General features: G+C 66.9%; 17 protein-coding genes, 1 tRNA gene and 1 pseudogene. 12 read left to right on the forward strand and 7 right to left on the reverse strand.

The features are described 5' to 3' along the window. Nucleotides 1-87: 87 nt before the first annotated feature. Nucleotides 88-3,471 (reverse strand): serine/threonine-protein kinase, encoded by a 3,384-nt coding sequence (locus NMI01S_RS27735; protein WP_245717060.1) that lies wholly within the window; start codon nt 3,469-3,471, stop codon nt 88-90. Between the two features lie 773 nt (nt 3,472-4,244). Between NMI01S_RS27735 and NMI01S_RS27740 the strand changes: the two genes are divergently transcribed. From NMI01S_RS27740 to NMI01S_RS27750, 3 genes are all read left to right on the forward strand, one after another. After that, on the forward strand, nt 4,245-4,580 hold the full coding sequence (locus NMI01S_RS27740) for a histone-like nucleoid-structuring protein Lsr2 (RefSeq protein ID WP_063001659.1): 336 nt from the start codon (nt 4,245-4,247) through the stop codon (nt 4,578-4,580). A gap of 605 nt (nt 4,581-5,185) precedes the next feature. Next, nucleotides 5,186-5,395, forward strand: a complete 210-nt coding sequence (locus NMI01S_RS27745; RefSeq protein WP_063001660.1) for a helix-turn-helix domain-containing protein — start codon at nt 5,186-5,188, stop codon at nt 5,393-5,395. Nucleotides 5,396-5,799: 404 nt separating this feature from the next. After that, the gene (locus tag NMI01S_RS27750; RefSeq protein WP_063001661.1) at nt 5,800-7,041 is read left to right on the forward strand and encodes a site-specific integrase; all 1,242 of its coding nucleotides are present in this window, start codon (nt 5,800-5,802) and stop codon (nt 7,039-7,041) included. Between the two features lie 85 nt (nt 7,042-7,126). Here the strand turns inward: NMI01S_RS27750 and NMI01S_RS27755 are convergent. After that, nucleotides 7,127-7,200 (reverse strand) — tRNA-Pro (locus tag NMI01S_RS27755). A gap of 624 nt (nt 7,201-7,824) precedes the next feature. Between NMI01S_RS27755 and NMI01S_RS27760 the strand changes: the two genes are divergently transcribed. The 4 genes and pseudogenes from NMI01S_RS27760 to NMI01S_RS36080 form a co-directional block, all read left to right on the forward strand. Next, nucleotides 7,825-8,523 carry a cutinase family protein gene (locus NMI01S_RS27760; protein WP_245717058.1) on the forward strand — a complete coding sequence of 233 codons (699 nt, stop codon included), beginning with the start codon at nt 7,825-7,827 and terminating at the stop codon, nt 8,521-8,523. 719 nt (nt 8,524-9,242) lie between these two features. After that, a complete protein-coding gene (locus NMI01S_RS27765; protein ID WP_063920891.1) occupies nt 9,243-9,578 on the forward strand; it encodes an EthD family reductase in 336 nt (111 codons plus the stop codon). A gap of 62 nt (nt 9,579-9,640) precedes the next feature. Continuing rightward, on the forward strand, nt 9,641-10,018 hold the full coding sequence (locus NMI01S_RS27770) for a VOC family protein (protein ID WP_063001664.1): 378 nt from the start codon (nt 9,641-9,643) through the stop codon (nt 10,016-10,018). A 327-nt stretch (nt 10,019-10,345) separates the two neighbouring features. Next, a pseudogene (locus tag NMI01S_RS36080) lies at nt 10,346-10,696 on the forward strand (class I SAM-dependent methyltransferase); the annotation flags it as partial. A gap of 423 nt (nt 10,697-11,119) precedes the next feature. Here NMI01S_RS36080 and NMI01S_RS34410 read toward each other — a convergent pair. From NMI01S_RS34410 to NMI01S_RS27790, 4 genes are all read right to left on the reverse strand, one after another. Further along, a complete protein-coding gene (locus NMI01S_RS34410) occupies nt 11,120-11,542 on the reverse strand; it encodes a DUF7144 family membrane protein (RefSeq protein WP_084513339.1) in 423 nt (140 codons plus the stop codon). Between the two features lie 288 nt (nt 11,543-11,830). Beyond that, entirely contained in the window at nt 11,831-13,204 is a 1,374-nt protein-coding gene (locus NMI01S_RS27780) for a hypothetical protein (RefSeq protein WP_063001665.1), read from the reverse strand. A 181-nt stretch (nt 13,205-13,385) separates the two neighbouring features. Continuing rightward, nucleotides 13,386-13,757, reverse strand: a complete 372-nt coding sequence (locus tag NMI01S_RS27785) for an ArsR/SmtB family transcription factor (RefSeq protein ID WP_063001666.1) — start codon at nt 13,755-13,757, stop codon at nt 13,386-13,388. Nucleotides 13,758-13,765: 8 nt separating this feature from the next. Next, complete coding sequence (locus NMI01S_RS27790; RefSeq protein ID WP_245717059.1) at nt 13,766-15,040, reverse strand: MFS transporter; 1,275 nt, start codon at nt 15,038-15,040, stop codon at nt 13,766-13,768. 163 nt (nt 15,041-15,203) lie between these two features. Between NMI01S_RS27790 and NMI01S_RS27795 the strand changes: the two genes are divergently transcribed. From NMI01S_RS27795 to NMI01S_RS27810, 4 genes are all read left to right on the forward strand, one after another. Further along, nucleotides 15,204-16,571 (forward strand): DUF2254 domain-containing protein, encoded by a 1,368-nt coding sequence (locus NMI01S_RS27795; protein ID WP_084513340.1) that lies wholly within the window; start codon nt 15,204-15,206, stop codon nt 16,569-16,571. Between the two features lie 135 nt (nt 16,572-16,706). Then, a complete protein-coding gene (locus tag NMI01S_RS27800; RefSeq protein WP_063001728.1) occupies nt 16,707-17,288 on the forward strand; it encodes a dihydrofolate reductase family protein in 582 nt (193 codons plus the stop codon). Between the two features lie 10 nt (nt 17,289-17,298). Then, nucleotides 17,299-17,643: a YciI family protein gene (locus NMI01S_RS27805; protein ID WP_063001668.1), complete on the forward strand. Its 345-nt coding sequence runs from the start codon at nt 17,299-17,301 to the stop codon at nt 17,641-17,643. Nucleotides 17,644-17,647: 4 nt separating this feature from the next. After that, nucleotides 17,648-18,847 carry an RNA polymerase sigma factor gene (locus NMI01S_RS27810; RefSeq protein ID WP_063001669.1) on the forward strand — a complete coding sequence of 400 codons (1,200 nt, stop codon included), beginning with the start codon at nt 17,648-17,650 and terminating at the stop codon, nt 18,845-18,847. Between the two features lie 4 nt (nt 18,848-18,851). Here the strand turns inward: NMI01S_RS27810 and NMI01S_RS27815 are convergent, their stop codons facing one another. Continuing rightward, nucleotides 18,852-19,661: a class I SAM-dependent methyltransferase gene (locus tag NMI01S_RS27815; protein WP_063001670.1), complete on the reverse strand. Its 810-nt coding sequence runs from the start codon at nt 19,659-19,661 to the stop codon at nt 18,852-18,854. 128 nt (nt 19,662-19,789) lie between these two features. Between NMI01S_RS27815 and NMI01S_RS27820 the strand changes: the two genes are divergently transcribed. Continuing rightward, entirely contained in the window at nt 19,790-20,431 is a 642-nt protein-coding gene (locus tag NMI01S_RS27820) for a winged helix-turn-helix transcriptional regulator (RefSeq protein WP_063001671.1), read from the forward strand. Nucleotides 20,432-20,452 lie beyond the last annotated feature (21 nt).

Genomic DNA, 20,452 nt, shown 5'->3' on the forward strand with positions numbered 1-20,452 from the left:
ATTGCTAGCGCTGGCCACAACGTTCACCCAGCTGCGCCCCACCTGACATGCCGTCGAATGGTTGCCGATCAGCTGTGCGGGGCAGTCCTACAGCGGCCGGGCGAGGCGGTCGAGAAATGCGCGCGGGAGCGAGAAACTGTTAGGCGCGTGTCGGTCTCTGGTGAATTCGACAGTCAGACGGCGGATTTCGGACAGCACGTCGGGGCCTTCGTCGAACAACGGTGCCACGATGTTCGCTTGCGCGCAGCGGCGCAGTGCCCCTGCCAGCAACGGTTCGGCGGCGTCGCGTTGGCCGGTCGCCAGCAGGCAATGCGCGTACAGCACAGCGGAATACAGGGCAGCACGGGGGCGAGCCTCGCCGTCGATCGATTGGCGCAGTGCGGCCGCTCGCGCGGTCGCGCCAGCCTGATCACCGAGCAGTAACGTGCGAATTGCGGCCTCCTCCAGCAGTTCCCGGGTCACGATCGCGATGCCGTCGTCACCCGGTGCACCAGGGATCTCGGCAGGCAGTACCGCGGCACCCAGCCGGGCGTGCTCCAAGGTGATGCGGGCCGCCAACCGCGGCAGGCCGTGAGTTTCGGCGACTTCCGCGCCCTCGGCGAGCCGCTCGCGGGCCTTCGTCCGATCGCCGCGCGCGGCCGCGATCCGGGCGGAGGTTCCATAGGCGGACAGCAGGAAATCGACTGTCCCACCCTCGAATCCGACTTCGATGCTCGCCTCGAGCAGTCGCTCCGCCTCGTCGAAGTCGCCCTGTTCGTAGTGGAAGTCGCCCAGGATCGCCGACGCCAGCCGCACCGTCAGCGAATTCTCCCCGGCGGTGGTGCGCGCCACCTGCAGGGCAGTGCGGAAATGGTCCTCGGCGGTAGCGGTGTCGAGCTGTTCGCGGGCCGCCATCCCGGCGAAGCAGTGGTTGTACATCACGCTCAGCGCGCCGGCGACGTGCTGGAAGTAGGTCCTGCCCCACCGATGCCATTCGTGGACCCGGTCGTAGTCGAATCGGTGCAGGGCGGCGAAGGCGCCCAAGTCGGCGGCCGCGCACAGCACGAACGGGTCCAGGGTATCGGTGCGTGCACAGCACTGCGCGACGATGGCGTCGACTCCTTCGAGGTGGTCGGAGAGGGCGCTCGCGACGCACCGCACAAGATTCGCCTCCACGACGAGGTTCGAATCTCGCTGTGGCATCTCATCGTTCGCCGAAGCGCCGGCGATCGCCAGCTCGACGGCAATATGCATCCGGTGCGGCCGGCGCAGGAGCACGGCTGCCCACGCGAGCGCCAGTTGCAGATCGGTATCGGCGTTTGCCTGCGTAGGCGGGAGTTTGTCGGCGAGTGCGGTCAGGGTGGTCAGCTGGGAATGCTGGATGGCATCTCGCGCGTGTTCGGACACCAATCGCACCGCCAGCTTCGGCTCACCGGCGGCCAGTGCGTGATCGACGGCCTCGCTGAGCATGTTGTTGTCGGCAAACCAGTGCGCGGCCCGAGAATGCAGTTCCGGGATACGTTCGGGCCGATCGCGTTCCAGCCGCTGCTGCAGGAAATCGGAAAACAGATGGTGGTAACGGAACCACCGACCGCCCTCATCGATGCGGCGCAGAAACAAATCCCGGCGCTCGATATCCTCAAGCATCGCCTGCCCGTCGGGCCGCCCGGTGAGCGCCGAGGCCAGCGGTCCGCAAATCCGCTCGGTGACAGCAGTTTCCAGGAGGGAGGTCAGCAATTCGGGCGCGAGCGCATCGAGAACGTTATCGGTGAGATATTCGCCGATGGCCTGATGCCGCCCCGAGATCGCCGAGATCGCGGCCGCCGGGTCCCGCTTCCCGCGCAGCGATATCGACGCCAGCTGGAGGCCCGCGATCCAGCCGTCGGTCCCGGAACATAACCGGCCTACATCGCGATCGCCCAATGTCAGGCCGTTGACGCGGGAGAGGAATTCAGCGGCCTCAGCATCGTCGAAACGCAATGCCGTGGAATCTATCTCGATCAATTCGTCGCGAACCCGCAACGCGGACAGCGGCAGTCCGATCATCTCGCGGCTGGTGACCAGCAGCTGCAGGTGATGACAGCCGTTGTCGAGCAGCAGCCGCAGCGCCGCCGTGGTGTCGGCGTCGGTCACCAGATGCCAGTCCTCGATGAACACGACCAGACGCTCACCGCCGGCATGAATTCGATTGATCAGCGTTGTCAGCACATAACGCGCCACGCCGGCACCGTGTTCTTCGACGATGCGGTCGAGATCGGCGGCCAGTGCCGGGCGTGCGTGGCGGACGGCCTCGATCAGATGCAGGAGGAACCATGCCGGGTTGTTGTCGTCATCGTCGATATTGAGCCAGCAGGCCGCCACCTCGCGCTCGATCAGGCGCTGCCCCCACTGCGCGGCCAAGGTCGATTTACCGAATCCGGCCGGTGCGTGCACCACGATCAGCCGAGGCCACGGATCGGCGTCGAGAACCTCCAGCAGCCGCGGGCGAGCGACCAGCCGGCGCGGTGAGCGCGCGGGGTAGAACCTGGTCTCCGCGGTCGGGGGCGTGACCGAAGTTCCGGTTCGGGCGAACGGAGCCGAGACTGTCGCCCTGCCGGTATCGGCGGCACCTTCCAGCGTGATGGCTGGTCCGAGCTGCGGTATCGCCATCTCGTCGACAGGCAGGTCGTGATTGCGTTGCAGTTGACGCACCCGGTTGCCGAATGCGAGCGCCGACTCGGGCCGGGTCGCGGAGTCGGCGGACATGCTCGCTTCGATCAATTCGCAGATGTCGCCGGGCATTCCGGTGGGACGCAGATCAGGAACCGGTTCCTCGGCGATGCGTAGGAATTGGGCAACCAGCCGCTCCCCGGAGTGCCGCTGATAGGCCGCGTGCCCGGTGAGCATGCAGAACAGGGTCGCGCCCAGACCGTACACATCTGAGACGACTGAGGGCGTGCCGTCGCGCAACACCTCGGGTGCGGTGAAGGCCGGGGAGCCGGTCACCACACCCGTCGTGGTCGCGAAGCCACCCTCCATGCGCGCGATGCCGAAATCGGTCAGCTGCGGTTCGCCATAGTCGGTGAGAAGAACATTGCCCGGCTTGATATCTCGATGCAAGATCCCCGCACGATGCACCGTCTCCAGCGCACCCGCGAGCTTGACCGCAACGCGCAGCGACTGCGCCACCGACAACGGACCCGACTGCCGGATCCGCTGCTCCAGTGAACCCCTGGCGTAATAGGGAACGACCAGGAAGGGGTGCCCATGTCCAGTCGTTCCCACCTGCAGGATCTGAACGATGTTGGGGTGTTCGGGAAGCCCACCCATGGCCCGCTGTTCACGCAGGAACCGGGCGAGATTCTCACCGCCGTAGTCGGATACGGACGTGAGCACCTTAACCGCGACGATGCGGCCCAAAGCCTTTTCCCTACACCGGTATACGACACCGAATCCGCCCCGGCCGATCACCTGTGCATCCTCGAAGCCGACCGCTCGCAGTTCGGCGATCATCACCGCGGGAGGATCGCTCCCCGTTATCACAGAATCCTTCTCGGCCATCGGCGCCGTTCCGACACGTCGATTTTTCCGCGGAGCCCCGTCGCGCTGGCTCCCCCAGTATATGGCCAGAAGAGCCTTTAGTGACCGAGTCGAGCATCCCCGGGAACCGGGAACTCGAGTCCGGGACAAATGAACTTGGGCCGGTGGCCGACGCCTTCAACCGCGCATCCGGCTGCCGTGCCGGCCGCCGAGGCGGACCTCCCGCGGGCAATAACGCCTTGGAACCCCAAGAGCAAGGTGACATTGTCGACGGTGTCATGAACAGGGAACCGGCCCGGTACCGTCCGCTCCAACCGACTCTTGGGAGAGGGACAGCGAGGCGCTCGATCACTCCCCTAAGGCGCCGACGGAGGTTCTAAACGAGAAGCAGGGAGACGGGCACCAAGGTATTCCGACACCTCGCCCACCATCCTCTCCGGCGCCCCAAGTTTGTTACGTTTCCGTCACCGATGCGGCAACGCGCCCGCGTAAGCCGCGACACCGCGGTAGGAGCACAATCGGACGACTTGACTATCGCACGCATGTTGCACGAAGCGTGATCGGAGTACACAGAACGACTGCTGACCTGCATAAACGAAGTGGTCCCAGCTGGTTTCGAACCAGCGACCTCTCGCGTGTGAGGGTCCGGGCACGCAGACTGGCCACTCAGCGTGCGGTGGCTCTGCCTAAGCTTATCTGTCCGACACTTTGGCAACACGTTTCGATCAACTACGCAGGAGGGCTACGTGGCGAAGAAGGTCGTCGTCGAACTGATCGACGACTTCGACGGCAAGTCGAAAGCTGAAGAGACGGTCTCGTTCAGCATCGATGGTGTCGAGTACGAGATCGATCTGTCGAACAAGAACGCCCGCAAATTGCGTGGCGCGTTGGAGGAGTGGACTGCTGCGGCTCGCAAGGTCGGCCGGTATTCCCGCGCCAAGGCCAAGCCCACGACGCGTACCGCAGCCGACAAGCAGCAAACCGGCGCGATCCGTGAGTGGGCAAAGAACAACGGCTACAACGTTTCCAGCCGCGGGCGGATCCAGGCCGACATCGTCGAGGCATACAACCAGGCAAGTTAGACCTACTCGGCCCAGCCCAGCCCATCACCCGAGTGGAACACCGCTGGTCGGGCGCTGCGCCGGTGGCCGGCTCAGTCGGGCCCATGGGGCGAGACCGGGAGCGTGGCTGCGATGCATCCCAGCGACAAGGCGCTTTTTCAGGGTTTCTCGTGAGCCACGCCTCGTTCCCGAATTTCGGCTATGCCGGTCGGCGAACGCCGCCAACACCTGAGATCCGGCCAAGAAGTAGTTCTCGATTCGGAATACCACTTCCCTTCTGACTGCAGAGCTGGAAGCCTGTACTTCGTCTGGCGCAACGCGAGGGACTCGATACGAACAGAATCGAGGCCTCACCATGTTGCGACGCCGACATCTCCGTTGGGACGGCTGCGCCGAGAATCACGCACGTTTCCGCATGTGCCGCAGTTCGATCCCGAAAGTTGTCAGCCACCGACCTCGCGGTGAGGGGCCGCCGTCCACCGGCAGCTTCATGAATCCTCATCGGGACCGGTGCCGGCGCCACGAGCACTTACTCCCTTTTCTGCCAACGATCGTCATCCTCCCCTCTTTCCTGTCTTTGCTTGCCGCAAAGGCGTTCCGGCTGGGCGATTTCCGCAGAGGCGGCCATGGAAGATGAGGAAGTGTGGCTCAGCACCGATGAGGTGGCCGAGCGACTGAAGATACCGAAGAAGACATTAGCCAGCTGGGCGGCCGCTCAACGTGGCCCACGCTTTGCGCGCATGGGCCGCTACAGGCGGTATCGCCTGTCGGATCTGCTGGCCTGGGAGCAGAGCAAGGTCGACGACGGCGGCGGCCAGCGCCGACCGTTGGACTAGTACGCGCAGTGCGTCTCCTGGCTGAATCCCGATCTCAATTTGCCTGTGCATCCATCCGATTCATTTCGATGAAATACGTTGCGGCTGTTGCTGGTCGGCAAGAAGCGACGCGGCACCTTGCATGCACCGCCCAACCGGAAGCAACGGCATCTTTCTCGTCGTGCCCACACGACGGACCGTTGGCTAATTCCCAGCGACTATTCACCCCTTGTAGGGCGGCGGTGCGATGGCCAGGCTTCGGCTGGTGAATTCGGCAGCGACGCCACGCCATGGACCGGTAGCGCTCTGGACGACTCGCGCGGGCGTTCGGGCCGGCGGGACGAGCGTCCACGGTCTCGTCGGCGCGGGGTTGGGACCACTCAATGTTCAAGGGAGGCGATATGGGAGGCCGGTTACCGAGACCGGTGGGCACTTTCGGTGTTCCGACGAAACCGAAGAAGCAGAAGAACGGTCGGTGGCGCACGACGGTTCGCTTCTACGGCGCCAGCGGCCCGACTCAGATCGAGCGGATCGGGCGCAGCTCCGACGACGCGAGCAACCGGCTCGCGGAGGCGATGCGCGACTATCGAGAGCAGCTGGGATACCGGCGCATCACTCGCAGTACCAAGCTGATCGAGCTTGCCGCCGAACTCCTTTCGGACCTCGAGGCCGACGAGGCCTACACCGAGGGCAACGTGGAGGACTATCGGCGCGAAATCTATGTGTCGACCGACAAACGCGCAGACCCGAAGACGATCAAGATCGAGAATTCCGTGGGAAATCTGCAGGTATGGCAGGCCACGACCGGCGAGCTGGATCGCCATCTCAAGCACCTGGTCGGATTGGGCAAGCGGCGCAAAGCCAAGCAGCACAAGATCATTCTCCGTGCGATGATGCAGATCGCAGTGCGTCACGGCGCCATCGACACCAACCCGGTCGACGGCGTGAGCGCGTTCACACGGCGCGGCACGCGCGCCCGCGGAAAGGTCGCCGACCCCGACGCGTTACCCGCCTTCCGGGAACAGGTGCGGGCATGGGCCCGCGGCGAGGAGATTCCCGGCACCCCCGCATACACCTGCGGTCCGCCGCGCGACTGGTCGGTGGTGTGGGTGGTGGACCTGATCTGCGGCACCGGCCTGCGTCCGCACGAGGTTTTCGCGGTCCGCCTCGACGACATCGATCTCGATGCGCCCATCCCATACCTCGACGTCACCGGAACACTGATCGAAGTGAAAGGAGCGGGTACGGGAGGGTGGGTCCGCCAGCCTTTCCCCAAGTCGGAGCACGGCTGGCGCAGGATGTTGCTGCCGGAGCATGCGGTGCAAGCGTGCCGTGAGGCGATGAAGGACCTCGAGGTGACCGGCCAGCCCAACCCGCACGGTGTGCTGTTTCCCGCCCGCAACGGCTCGCTGCGCAATCCGAACAACTTCGGGCGAGTGTGGCGGGCCTCGCGCGGGGACAACTACGCGTGGGTGACGCCACGGACCTTCCGCCGCGTGGTCGCGACAGTCATCGACAACGCCTACGGTGATCCCGAACGGGCCGCGCGACAGCTCGGCAACACCGAAGCGGTGGCCAAGGCCCACTACATCGACGTCCCCGAGACCGCGCCCGACAATCGGGAGGTCCTCGAGCAGTGGGCCCGCGGTGCAGGTCCGAAAACGTGAGATTTCTGTGAGATCGGCTCGAATTCCGGACATATCCCCACTCACGAAAATCCCCTCCGATGCTGGTCGGAGGGGATTTTCTCGGTCGGGCTGACAGGATTTGAACCTGCGACCACTTGACCCCCAGTCAAGTGCGCTACCAAGCTGCGCCACAGCCCGTGGCTCCCGCTTGCGGGTGCTCGAAGAGATTACCTCACTACCCCCTTGTTGGACCAAATCGGCTGCATGCGGGCGATCCCGGCAGAGGGGAAGGATGGAGCGGGACCGCGTGGTGCGGCTCGCCTGACCGACGGTTGCCGGGGCGGGCGTCGGCCGCGAGTGCGGCGACGGCGAGACCGCTGTCGCCGACGGGTCGGCACGACGAGGAGCCGAACGAACTTGCGGCCCTTTCGAAGTCGCGGTGTGGCAGTTGTGGAGTTCGTTGCACGAGGGTCGCGGGGTCTGTCATGGGCGACCGGTTCGTCGCCCTGGTTCTTCTCTCGGCCGGGCTGGGCGGCCTGCCGCTGAGTGCCAGGGCGGCTCGATTCGCTCGGGACGGGGTCGTGGCCTCCGTGGACGCCTGTTGAGGCCGTCCAACCTCGACCCCCTCCTCTGCTGGGGTGTTGTCGGGTATCGAACCGGGCGGGTCGGAGGCCCTGTGCACCCCACCAGCGATGCCGGAGGGGCTTGGTGAAAATACTGGAGTCCGGCGCCTCGGCTCTCCTGAGCCTGGTTGCGGTTCTAGCGTCCGATCAGCATCGGTACCGCTCGGGTATCGGGTCGACCGGCAGAGGAGACGCACAGATGGCACTGTTCGACAGGGAAGGGGCGCGCCATGTCCGCGGGATGGCTGCGGCGTCAGCAGTGGCGTCGGTCGCCGCCACGCTGGCAGTGGCCGGCATTTCGGCGGCCGCGCCCGCAGCGGCGCAGACGACGTGTGCCGATGTCGACGTCGTCGTCGCTCGCGGCACCGGCGAGCCGCTGGGCGCCGGCCCCGGTCTCGGCGCAGTCGTCGGCGACCCGGTGTATCACGCACTCGCACAGCGCTTGTCGATCTCGCACAGCGCCTATCGCGTTCAGTACCCGGCAAGCCTGGTCGAGCCGTGGTCGGTGCAGCAGGGCAACCGCGACTTGGTGACACATGTGACCGACGCGGCGAAGGCGTGCCCGAACCAGCGCTTCGTCCTGGTCGGATATTCGCAAGGCGCGAACGTGGTCGACAATTCGATCGGCATCAGCAGTGTGGGTGCGAAGGTCGGCGGGCCGATCGTTGCCACCCTGCCCGCGTCGGTGGCGCCGAAGATCGCCGCGATTCTGTTGTTCGGCAACCCCATTCGCGGCATCGGTCACAGCGTGACCGGCCCTTACGCGGGCCGCACCTACGACACCTGCACCGCGAACGACCCGGTCTGCGATCCGAAGGGCACGAGTTGGAAAGTGCACCGGACCAGCTACACCGCCAAGGCGGGCGAGGCGGCGGACTTCGCCGTCGGGCATCTGTGAGGGATCCCGCCCCCGCTGTGAGAAACGAAAGCGCTGGACCCGTCAGGAAAACGTCACCGCAATCGAAACACGCTGTGCCGACCAGCTTTTCAGCCGAAGAACCACCCGCCCAACCGCATACCGTGCGGTTCGGCGGGTGGATGAGGGACCGGAGTCAGATGCCGATCACGCTACGCATCTGATCGAACCAGTCCACGACCATGTTCACGACCTGAGACAAATCACCGATAATCATCGGGTTCCTCCTTTCGGTAACATTTGCGGACTGCGTATTTCGTCATACCCGGGAGATTCTGGAATTAACATCTGCTGTCCATCCGGTCAGGGCAGGTTCCACGCCCCGCCGGAAATGTCTGCATGACAGACCGTTTCGAGCAGCCGGTCGTCCCTCCCCCACGCCTGGCACGGCACGCGGCGAGCAGGCCACCGATGATGAAGTCCGGCTCTTCCGTGACGGAGAGGAACCGCCCGGCTCGAACGCGTCGACCACCGCCTCACCGGCTCTTCCACTCCAGGGCTAGGTTCTGTCGCGAAGTGAGCCATGGGGCGAGCGGACCTGATCGATGCGCAAGGGGGCGAGGCTGGAACCGCCCGCACTCTGTGGAAACCGGTTTCACAATTCGGCGCCCAGCTGTCGATCTGGCGGGGTGTCGTTCGTCGGAACTATGGAACCGGTCGAACAACGCGGCCGGACCACAAGCACCCGAGGAGACCGACCGATGAGCGCACCGACGCCGCCCAAGCCTGCGGCCCGATTCCTGGTCATGTACGAAACCCCCTCCGACATCGAGGCATTCGAACACCACTACTGGGATGTACATATCCCGCTCGCCAACAAGCTGCCGGGCCTGCGTCGCTACACCGTCAGCCGCGACGCGAAGCCCGTAGTCGGCGAGCCGTACTACATCGTGGGAATGCTGGATTGGGATGACATGGCCACCCTCGTCGCGGCGTTCGAGTCCGAGCTCGGGCGGCAGTGCGCCGACGATGTGCGGGAACATCTCAGCCGCTATGCGACGATCCGCAGCATGGTCCTCCAGCTCGACGAGGCATAGCCACGAGGCACCTCGAGACCGAACCTAGCCGATCCGGCACCGCGACGACGACACTGGACGGTATGCGTTTGAACCAGGTCACCGTCGGCAGCACGGACCTCGACCGCTCCGAGCGTTTCTACCGGCTGCTCGGCCTGCGCCTGATCGTCGAGAACGATCACTATCTGCGGTTCGAATGTCCCGCCGGTGAGAGCACCTTGTCGGTCGACCGCGTCGACGCCGTATCGACCGGCGAGGAAATCACCCTGTATTTCGAGACCGACGACCTCGACGGCGAATATCGGCGCCTGTCCGACGCCGGCATCGCATTCGATCGATCCCCCGCCGATATGCCCTGGCTGTGGCGCGAAGCCCGGTTGCGTGACCCCGACGGGCACCGGCTGTGCCTGTTCCACGCCGCCGGCAACAGGCGCAATCCGCCGTGGCGGCTGCCCGGCTGATCGACTGGCGCGCGCAGCTCATGTGGTGGCCCGGCCGCGATCGTCTGTCCGGCCGATGCGCGAAGACCACCGCCGTCGGCGCGGGATGCTCGCAGCGCTTCCCGCGGGCGGCGAGCCGCAGATCTTCGAGCAGACGCCCACCGCACTCGCTATCTGATCGCCGCGGCCGAAACATACCGGCGCTGCGGAGATCTCGCCCGGCAGCGAGAGGGCGCGCGTAGCATCCGTGCCGTGAGTGGTGATCCGAGGCCGAACCCACCGGCCGGAGGCGGGGACACGTCGTTCACCGGATCGATCCCGCAGATCTACGACACGCTGCTGGTTCCGATGATCTTCGCCGAGCCCGCTCGGCTGCTCGCGCAGGCGGTGGCCGCGACGGACGCGGTCGACATTCTCGAAACCGCGGCGGGGACCGGGGTGCTGACCAGAGCGCTGGCACGGCTGGACGGCCGCGACATCGTGGCGACCGACCTGAACGAACCCATGCTGACGACCGCCGCGAACCGCTCGACGTCGGATCGGGTGCGATGGCAGGTGGCCGACGCCGGGCACCTGCCGTTCGCCGCCTGCTCGTTCGACCTGGTGGCCTGTCAGTTCGGCGCCATGTTCCTGCCCGACAAGGTCGCCGGATACGCCGAGACCCTGCGGGTGTTGCGCCCGGGCGGCGTGTTCGCCTTCAACGTCTGGGACCGGCTCGAGACCAATGCCGTGGCTTTGGTCGTCACCCAGGCGCTGTGTACGGCGGCACCCGAGGAACCGCTCGAATTCTTCCGCCGTACACCGCACGGATACTTCGACATCGACCGGATTCGCGGCGAACTCGCGCAAGCCGGCTTCGAACAGATCACCGGCGAGTACATCGACGGGGCGAGCCGGTCGACTGCCGAGACCGCTGCGATGGCGTTGTGCCAGGGCACCCCGCTGCGCGGCGAGATCGAACGGCATTCGTCCCTCGATCTCGAATCCGCTACCGCGATCGCGGCCGAGGCCCTGCGCGGGCGATACGGGAGCGGCGAATTCGACGCGCCGATGCGGTGGCTGCAGATGACAGCACGGCGACCGGACCGTGTCCCCGAGACGCGGTCCGGTCGGCGCGAGCTGTCAGACCCGGCGCGGATCCCACGTGGCGATCGCCCAGATCACCACGATGTCGAGGGCGATGACCAGGATCGACCACCACGGATAGTGCGGCAACCACAGGAAATTGGCGATGATGGACAAGCCCAGTAGCGCGATCGCCAGCATCTGTCCCCAGGTCGAACGGGTGAACAAACCGGCGGCGGCCGCCACCATCAGGATGCCGAGGATGAGGTGGATCCATCCCCATCCGCTGATGTCGAACTTGTAGATGTAGTCCGGCCCGGAGACGTAGACGTCGTCCTTCGCGATGGCCGAAACGCCCTGCAGGATGGACACCACTCCGGTGACGGCCAACAGGGCCGCCGCGGCCAGCGAAGTACCGGCCGCCACCGCATACCGGGTGTCGGATCGCCCATTCGGTGTTCCGTGTTGCGTAGCCGTCACGACGGCTCACCCCTTTTCGTGAACCTCACCGGCGGGACATCCGCCGGCGTGCACCGACATGCGTCGGTCCTGGTGGGTTGTGACATGCGGCGCTGCGCTGCCTCCTGACCAGCCGCCGCGGCGGACGATGGTCCCGGTTCGCTCACCGACCTGGTACATCCCTCGATGGACGAATTCGGCGAGCCAACCGGGCATCTAACGATTCGTCGCGGCAAACGTCGCGGATAATCACGAACCGGTGCACCGGTCGATCGACCTCGAAACGTGACCGAATTGCCGGACCCGGCGTCACCCGGTCGTCGACGAGGTCTGCGGGCCGACAGTGGTTTCCGCCGGGGCCGCCGGCCGCGCGAGTATTTCGACGATCAGCAGCAGCGCGCCCGCGACCAGCGCGATACCCACTACGACCAGACCGGTGGCATAGGGCCACAGCACCAGGACGAGCACAGCGCCGGCCAGCACCGCCAGGCGCAGCGGTGTGCGATAGCGCGCGACGAACGCCTCGACCACGGTGGGCGGGCGCCCACGCCGGCCGCGGGCGGCGACCATGAGCCGCCCGAAACCGGAACGTACCGACTGCGCCGAGTGGGACGACCCGGCCAGATATCCCACCGCTGCCACGACCAGGCTCACGACCGCGACCGCGCGCAGCGACACCCGCAGCGGGTGGATCACCGTGTCGAACAGTGCGGTGGCGGCCGGTGGTGACAAGGCATCGGGCGGAACGGAATCGAGGTAGATACTGCGCGCGATCACCACCCCGACCGCCAGTAGCACCATCGCGACCGCGCCGGCGACGCCGACCAGCGCGAGGGTCCGCAGCCGCCGTCCGCGCGGAGCCAGCCACACCGCGCCCGCCGCGGTGGCCAATGCCACCCACGGCAGGATGTTCGCCGACCGATCGAGGGTGCGCATCCACTTCTGATACTTGGGCAGCTCGGTGGCGTGGAAAATGACGAATTGCGTGTCGACATCCGGAATCTTGTCCGCAAAGCGGATTCCGCGGGCGTCGAGACGTTCGCGCACCGTCGCCAGGATCGGCTTCAGCGAAATGCTCACGGTGCCGTTGTCGCTGACCTCGATGCCTGGTCTGGTCTCCCCCTTGACCACGTGGACCAGTGCGTCGTGCGCGCGGCGGTTGGCGTTATCCCATGCCTCGACGAATTGATCGCTGGTCACCACCGCCGTCGCGGCCTGGTGGATGTAGTTCTCGGCCTGGTCGGCCACCAGCGCGGGAAGACTGTCGAGCGCCGCGACCGCACGAGGACGATCCGACAACTGGCCGACGTTCTGAGTGAGCGCATTGACCGCATCGGCCGTGTACGCCTTGATGTCGACGCGGGTGACGATCGCGTCGGTGATCTTGTCGGCCAATTCCTTCTGGATCGCCGGATCGGTCGCCAGCGGTGCGACGGTCGTGACATAGCGGTCGGTGTCGAAGATCTGGCTGCGCACGAAGCGTGTCGTCACCGATCCGATGATCAGCACCGCGGTCAGGATCAGCAGCAGCACGACTCCGGTCCAGCGCCATGCGTGCCGACGAGTTCCGTGCGGTGGATGCGCCGCGACATAGGCACGCAATCGCTCGAGTTCGGCACGGTCGCCGGCGGACAGTTCCGCATTCGACTCCGGTGGGCGGGCATCTCGATCATCGGCGGACATGACGGCTCATACCCTTCCGGGCCGATCGGGACGGCCCAGAACTGATTCGGCGCCACTGCCTTCGGAGGGACTACGTATTCACCGCGGGCCCCGGATCGATCCCACTCCGTGACCGGTCGGTGCCCGCCACGACATCCGGCGGGCCCGCGCGGGCGAGGAAACGACCCGTTCGAACCGCGCTCTATTCGTGCGGCAGTTCGCCGGTGACGATGTGGTCGGCGAGGTTGAGACCTTCCCGGACGAGGCGGGCGAGGTGGCCGTCGCGGATGCGGTAGATGATGCGGCGGCCTTCGCGGCGGGTTTCGACCATGCCGGTGAAGCGCAGCTTCGCCAGGTGCTGGCTGACCGCGGTGCGGGAGCCGCCGCAGGCCTCGGTGAGGGCGGTGACGTCGGCCTCGCCGTCGGCGAGCGCCCAGAGGATGTGCAGCCGGGTCGGATCGGCGAGCATCCGGAACACGGAGGTGGCGGCCTCGAGACGGGCCGGGTCGGGTGCGACGAGGTGCACCAGGCTGGGCGGCAGGGCGTCGACTGCGGGGGTTTCCTCACCGGTCATGGGCTGGTTCACCGACTTCCTGCTGTGGCCATCTGCGCACCCGACGATACGTGGACCGGCCACATCCGCGCGGCAACCACGGCGGCGACACCGGCCAGCACCGTCAAAGTCACCGCCGCCCAGGCTTGTCCGGCGGCGGCGCCCAGCCAGCCGGCGATCGGATAGGTCAACAGGAAACAGGCGTGCGAGAGCGAGAACTGTGCGGTGAACACGGCGGTGCGGGTGCCGCTGTCGGATTGGGCGCGCAACAGCCGCGCCGAGGGGGTGTTGATCAGCGAGGTACCCGCGCCCATCGCCGACCACGCCACCACCAGCAGCATCCAGCCCGCCCGCGGTCCGGGCTCGAGCGCGGCGAGCGTCGCGGCGCCGGCGAGGCCGACGGGCAGCACCGCGCAGCCGATCAGCATGAGGCGGCGATCGGGAATGCCGGTGAGCAGCCGCGGAATCGCCAGCGCGACGATCATCGAACCACCACCGAAGCAGCCCAGCGCCACCGCGACCGCGGGCGCCGGCCCGTGCAGCAGGCCGCGCACGTAGACCACGGTGTTGACGACGACCAGCGCGGTCGCCGCGGCGACGGCGACGTTCATCGCCAGCAGCCCCCGCAGCACCGGACTCGCTGCCATCAGGCGTGCGCCCCACGTGATCCGGGCCGGCAGCGAATTGCCTCGGTCGGCGGGCGCCGACCGGGGCAGCGTGGTGCGCACGACCATGATCGCGGAGGTCGCGAAACCCGCCGCGGTGCCGACGAACAGCAGGTGGTAGCCGACCACGGTCAGCAATGCCGCCGCCACGACTGGACTGAGCAGCGATTCCAGGTCGTAGGCCAGCCGCGAGAGCGACAGCCCGCGGGTGTAGTCCTCCTCGTCGGGCAGGATCGACGGGATGACCGCCTGGAAGGCCGGGGTGAACGTGGCCGAGGCCGCCTGCAGCACGAAGATCAGGACATAGATCTGCCAGACGTGCGTGACCAGCGGCAACAACAATGCGATGACCAGCCGGACCACATCGGCCGACACCAGCAGCACCCGCCGCGGCACCCGATCGGTCAGCGCCGAGATCACCGGCGCCACGAAGACGTAGGCGACCATCTTGATCGCCAGCGCCGTGCCCAGCACCGCACCGGCATCGGTTCCGGCCAGATCGTAGGCCGCCAAACCCAGCGCGACCGTCAGCAGACCGGTCCCGACCAGCGCCACCACCTGCGCGGTGAACAACCGCCGGAAACGGTCGTGCCGCAAGATCTCCAGCACTTCGGGACCTCCGGAAGCCGCGGTACGCATCGAACACCCCCAGTTTAGACAATAGGTGCGCAATTGCGAACCTATTGTCGTCTCGATCGGTTCGATGACGCCGCGCGACAATTCGATCTTCGCCGAGAAGTGGAGGTAGGTTCGGGGCGACAGGCCGAGAGTCGCCGTCGGCGAGAGCGCAAGGAGGTCCAGCGTGCACGGGATCTCGCTCGAGGCGGACCGATGGCGGGAACGGCTACGCACCAATCTCTGGTTCGTCCCGACCCTGGAAGTCCTGGCCGCGGTAGCGCTGTTCGCACTGACCTTCACCCTCGACCGCGCGGCCTACCACAGCGGCACGACCCTGCCCACCTGGGTGCTGGGCGGCACGCCCGATGCGGCACGCCAGGTCCTGACCTCCATCGCCGCCGCGATCATCACCGTCGTCGGTGTCGTCTTCTCGATCACGATCCTCGCGCTGACGCTGGCCTCCACCCAGTTCGGGCCGCGCATGCTGCGCAATTTCATCCGCGACCGCGGCACCCAGATGACACTCGGTACCTTCGTCGCGACCTTCGTCTACGCCATCGCGGCGCTGGTGTCGGTCGGCGAGGATTTCGTTCCGCACATCAGCGCCACGGTATCGATCGGTTCGCTGGTGGTCGATCTGGCGGTGCTCATCTACTTCATCAATCACATCGGCGGGCAGATCCAATTGCCGAATGTGGTCGCCGACATCGCGCGCGAAGTGCGCACGGCGGTCGCCGCCAACGCCGACACCACCGCGGGCGGGGCGAAACACGGTCCGTCGGCGCGTGAACTTCGCGATCTGCTGGCCCGGTCCGGCGGAGAGGTGCGCACCTCCAACAGCGGATATCTCCAGTACATCCGCTACGAGCGGCTGGTCCGGCTGGCCGCCGAGGCGGATGCGGTCATCCATTTGCCTTATCGCCCAGGACATTTCGTCACCGAGGGGCAGGTGATCGCGCGAGTCTGGCCGGCGCAGGCCGCGAAGGGGATCGAGAAGAAGTTCTCCCGCGGCCACGTCACCGGCTCGATGCGCAGCCTGGTACAGGACGTGTCCTTCGGTGTCGATCAGATCGTCGAGGTCGCACTGCGCGCGCTCGCCTCCGCGACCAACGACACGTTCACGGTGCTGACGTGTATCGACTGGCTCGGCGACTGCCTGTCGCGGATCGCGGTCACCTGGGAACCGAATCCGGTGCGCCGCGACAAGGACGGTCACATCCGGGTACTCGCCGCGCAGGTCAGCTACGAGCGGCTGGTTCAGCGCGCCTTCGAGAAGATCCGCCAGGCCGGTGCCGGGCAACCGGCGGTGATGATCCGCCAGCTCGACGCGCTGGCGCAGATCTCCGACCGCGTCACCGATCCCGACCGGCTCCGGGTGATCCTCGAACAGGCGACGATGATCGAGCACGCGGTCCCGCTCATACCGGAGGAACCCGACCGCGCCGACGTGCTGCGCCGATGCCACGCCCTCCACGCCCAGATCGCGGCCGAGCGCTCAGCGCTCGCCACGCGATCGCGAAAACCCACGCCCGCACCGAATCCGAAGCCGTAGCCGGCGGCGCTCAGGTCGGATGGCTGCCACCGATTCGAACGATTCTTCGCGCGATGTCGATTTCGGCGACACCCGTTCGTATGGGAGGTGAGGGTCGCGATCGTGCGCGTCCCCGGAATCGAGAGGAACAGCGCGATGCGAACGATCACGGTGACGATGAACGTCACGCTCGACGGTGTCGTCCAGGGGCTCGGACGCGCGGACGAGGACACCCGGGGCGGTTTTCCGTTCGGCGGCTGGGGGCAGCGATTTCACGACGACGTACTCGCCCGTGAAATGGGCAGGGATATGGCACAGCCCGGCGACATGTTGTTCGGGCGGCGCACCTGGGAGGACTTCACCACGGTATGGGGACGGGCGGACGACAACCCCTACAGCGAACATATGAACGCGGCGACGAAGTACGTCGCGTCGACCGGCCTCGACGACGTCGACGCGTGGCAGAACTCGATCCTGCTGCGCGGCGACGCGACTCGAACCGTGCGCGAAGTGAAGTCGCGCCCGGGGAAGAATCTGTCGATCATCGGCAGCGCGGCCCTGGTGCGCAGCCTGCACGGCGCGGGGTTGATCGATCGGTACACGCTGGTGATCCACCCGCTCACCCTCGGTGCGGGGACCAGGTTGTTCGAGGGTGCCGCGCCGTTGACCGAATTTCGCCTCCTCGGTAGCGTCGCGACCACCACGGGCGTGATCATCGCCCGCTACGCCCGGCGCTGAGGAGAGGGCCGTGCCCGAGTATCTGCTCTCGATCTACCAGCCCGACGGGGGTGCGCCCGATGCCGAGACCATGGACCGGATCATGGCCGACCTGCACCGGCTCAATGAGGAACTGCGCGACAGCGGGTCGTGGGTGTTCACCGGCGGCCTGCACGGGCCCGACAGCGCGACCGTGGTGCGAGCCGACCGGTTGATCACCGACGGGCCCTATCTGGAGGGCAAGGAACATATCGGTGGGATCTGGGTGATCACCGCGCCCGATCTGGATGCTGCGCTGGCTTGGGGACGCAAGGCCGCGGCGGCCACCACATTGCCGATCGAAATCCGCCCGTTCCAGGACGTTCCGCCGTTCTGACGCGATGACACCGGAGCAGATCGCCACCGTCTTCCGCGCCGAATACGGCCGGGCCGTCGCCGTGCTGATCCGCGTGCTCGGCGATATCGACCTGGCCGAGGACGCGGTCGCCGACGCCTTCGCCATCGCGCTGCATCGCTGGCCGCAGGACGGGCCGCCGCCGAGTCCGGCCGGCTGGATCATCACCACCGCCCGGCGCCGAGCCATCGACCAACTGCGTCGCGAATCGGCCCGGCCCGGCAAGTACGCCGAGGCGGCGATCGTGCACGCCCCGCCCGACGACATCGAGGAGAGCGCCGTGCCCGACGAGCGACTCCGGCTGATCTTCACCTGCTGCCATCCGGCGCTGAACCGGCCCGCACAGGTCGCGCTCACCCTGCGGCTGCTGGGCGGCCTGACGACCCCCGAAATCGCTCGTGCGTTCCTGGTCCGGGAGACGACGATGGCGCAGCGGCTGGCCCGCGCGAAGGCCAAGATTCGCGACGCCCGCATCCCCTACCGGGTGCCCGGCGAGGCCGATCTGCCCGAACGGCTCGACTCCGTTCTCGCCACACTGTTTCTCATCTTCAACGAGGGATATGTCGCATCGTCGGGCGCGGAACTGCTGCGCGCGGACCTGTGCGAGGAGGCCGTCCGGCTCACTCGCGCGCTGGTCGCGTCGATGCCCGACGAACCGGAGGCGGCGGGCCTGCTCGCCCTCATGTTGCTCACCCACGCTCGCCGCGATGCCCGCACCGATGCGGCCGGCGCTTTGGTCCGGCTCGGCGACCAGGACCGCGGCCGCTGGGATACCGCACTGGTCGCGGAGGGCCGGGCCATCGTCCGCGCCTGCCTGCGCCGCAACCGGCCCGGCCGGTGCCAGTTGCTCGCCGCGATCAATGCCGCGCACACCGATGCGGTCACCGACTGGACGCAGATCCTCGCGCTCTACGACCGGTTGACGCGCCTCGACCCGAATCCGGTTGTGGCACTTCATCGAGCGGTGGCGGTGGCCGAGGTCGACGGACCGGCCGCGGCACTGAGCCTCGTCGACGACCTGGAGCTGACCGAGCACTACCTCTTCCATGCCGTGCGCGCGGATCTGCTCGCCCGACTGGGCCGGACGGGCGAGGCGAGACGCGACTTCGAGACCGCCGCCCGCCTCACCGAAAACCAGCGCGAACGCGACTACCTGGCCACCCGGGGCGCAGCGCTGACGCGCTGACCGGTCACCGCGCCCGCGCCACCGCCCGTATCGCCCGCAGTCGCCCGTCGGCCAGCGCATCGGTGAGATGTGCTGCGCGCGTAGCGAAGTCGGGCACGAAGGCGTGCAGGCCGAGCGGGCTCGCCGGCAGCTCCCGCACCATGCGCATCACGGCCACGGCTTCGTCGGTGCGGTCGTCCCACCGCTCGACGGCGAATCCGGCCGCCTCGATCACCGCGCGCAGGGCGACGGGGGTGATGAGGTGCCCGAAGCCGGGACTGTCGGCCCACGGGAGCGGATAGTCGGGTTCACCGGCGCCGGAGGTGGTGATGTCCCAGAGTGCGAGCCGTCCCCCACGCACCAGCACCCGGCGCATTTCGTGGTAGAGGCCCTCCTTGTCGGCGATGTTCATCTGGACGTGCTGACTGAATACGACCTGGAAAGCGCCGTCCGGGAACGGCAGTGCGGTGACATCGGCGCACCGCACGGCGATTCGATCGTCCAGGCCGGCGAGCCGGTCGAGCCAGCGGGCGATCTCGCAGTACTCCTCCACCATGTCGACGCCGGTGACCCGGCATCCGAATCGGTCCGCCAGGTATCGGGCGGTGCCGCCGATGCCGGTGCCGGCGTCGAGAACCGCTGTGGCAGAAGTTATTTCGACAAGGTCGGCCAGCTCGCCGGTGGCGACGCGGCCGCTGGTGTGAAAGTCCTCGAGCATCGCCAGATCATCGAGCCGCAGCCCGTCGAGATCCTTGCCGGCGGCGAGCAGTGCCCGTTCGATATCGGTCCGGGCCGCGCCGGTGGCGTACTGGGCGGGGATCTGAGTGCGAGTCATGCGTCTACTCCGATACAGAGGAATTCCCGGCCACTGGGCGACCGACCTTGCCTTTCATGCTAGAACTGCAAAGTAGAGTTTTTCAACTAACAAATTCAGAAAAGCTACTTAAACGATATAGTGGACGCATGCGAAGCTACGGCCAGTACTGTTCGATCGCTCGCGCCCTGGATGTGGTGGGCGATCGCTGGACCCTGTTGATCGTGCGCGAACTGCTGATCCAGGGGCCGTGCCGATTCACCGACCTCAAGAACGGGCTGCCCGGCATCGCCGCGAATCTGCTGTCCACCCGCCTCCGCGACCTGGGGGACGCCGGGTTGATCGACCGCGAGGATGCGCCGCCGCCCGTCGCGACGGCGCTCTATCGGCTCACCGAGACCGGGCGGGAACTCGAACCCGCCCTGCGCGCACTCGGGCGCTGGGGTCTGAGGTACATGGATACGGTCGCCCCGACGGACACATTCCTCCCGCAGTGGCTGGCCTACGTACCCACCTGGTTCACCGCCGACGCCGACCCCGCGGCCGCACCGGTGGTGATTCAGCTCGTCGTCGACGACGTGCACGCTGTCGTCGATATCGGCGCGGGCCGCGTCCGGACCCGCGTCGGCGGCACCGAGGCGGCCGATCTGGTCCTCGACGGACCTGCCAATGCGGTTCTCGGCCTGCTCACCGGTGTGATCGATCTCGAGGTGGCGCAGCGGATCGGCCTCACCACACGTGGCGACCGTGAGGTGCTCACCCGTCTACGCCCCCTCGCGACACAGTCATAGCCGCCGCACAGGCGAGACCGC

Source organism: Nocardia mikamii NBRC 108933 (assembly GCF_001613505.1).
Lineage (GTDB): Bacteria > Actinomycetota > Actinomycetes > Mycobacteriales > Mycobacteriaceae > Nocardia > Nocardia mikamii.

Excerpts from the sequence above, each read along its gene's own strand:
- NMI01S_RS27810 (WP_063001669.1), top strand. The coding sequence starts at position 17,648 with ATGACACCGGAGCAGATCGCCACCGTCTTCCGCGCCGAATACGGCCGG.
- NMI01S_RS27820 (WP_063001671.1), top strand. The coding sequence starts at position 19,790 with ATGCGAAGCTACGGCCAGTACTGTTCGATCGCTCGCGCCCTGGATGTG.
- NMI01S_RS27745 (WP_063001660.1), top strand. The coding sequence starts at position 5,186 with ATGGAAGATGAGGAAGTGTGGCTCAGCACCGATGAGGTGGCCGAGCGA.
- NMI01S_RS27770 (WP_063001664.1), top strand. The coding sequence starts at position 9,641 with ATGCGTTTGAACCAGGTCACCGTCGGCAGCACGGACCTCGACCGCTCC.
- NMI01S_RS27735 (WP_245717060.1), bottom strand. The coding sequence starts at position 3,471 with ATGATCGCCGAACTGCGAGCGGTCGGCTTCGAGGATGCACAGGTGATC.
- NMI01S_RS27785 (WP_063001666.1), bottom strand. The coding sequence starts at position 13,757 with ATGACCGGTGAGGAAACCCCCGCAGTCGACGCCCTGCCGCCCAGCCTG.
- NMI01S_RS27765 (WP_063920891.1), top strand. The coding sequence starts at position 9,243 with ATGAGCGCACCGACGCCGCCCAAGCCTGCGGCCCGATTCCTGGTCATG.
- NMI01S_RS27800 (WP_063001728.1), top strand. The coding sequence starts at position 16,707 with ATGCGAACGATCACGGTGACGATGAACGTCACGCTCGACGGTGTCGTC.
- NMI01S_RS27790 (WP_245717059.1), bottom strand. The coding sequence starts at position 15,040 with ATGCGTACCGCGGCTTCCGGAGGTCCCGAAGTGCTGGAGATCTTGCGG.
- NMI01S_RS27760 (WP_245717058.1), top strand. The coding sequence starts at position 7,825 with ATGGCACTGTTCGACAGGGAAGGGGCGCGCCATGTCCGCGGGATGGCT.
- NMI01S_RS27815 (WP_063001670.1), bottom strand. The coding sequence starts at position 19,661 with ATGACTCGCACTCAGATCCCCGCCCAGTACGCCACCGGCGCGGCCCGG.
- NMI01S_RS27780 (WP_063001665.1), bottom strand. The coding sequence starts at position 13,204 with ATGTCCGCCGATGATCGAGATGCCCGCCCACCGGAGTCGAATGCGGAA.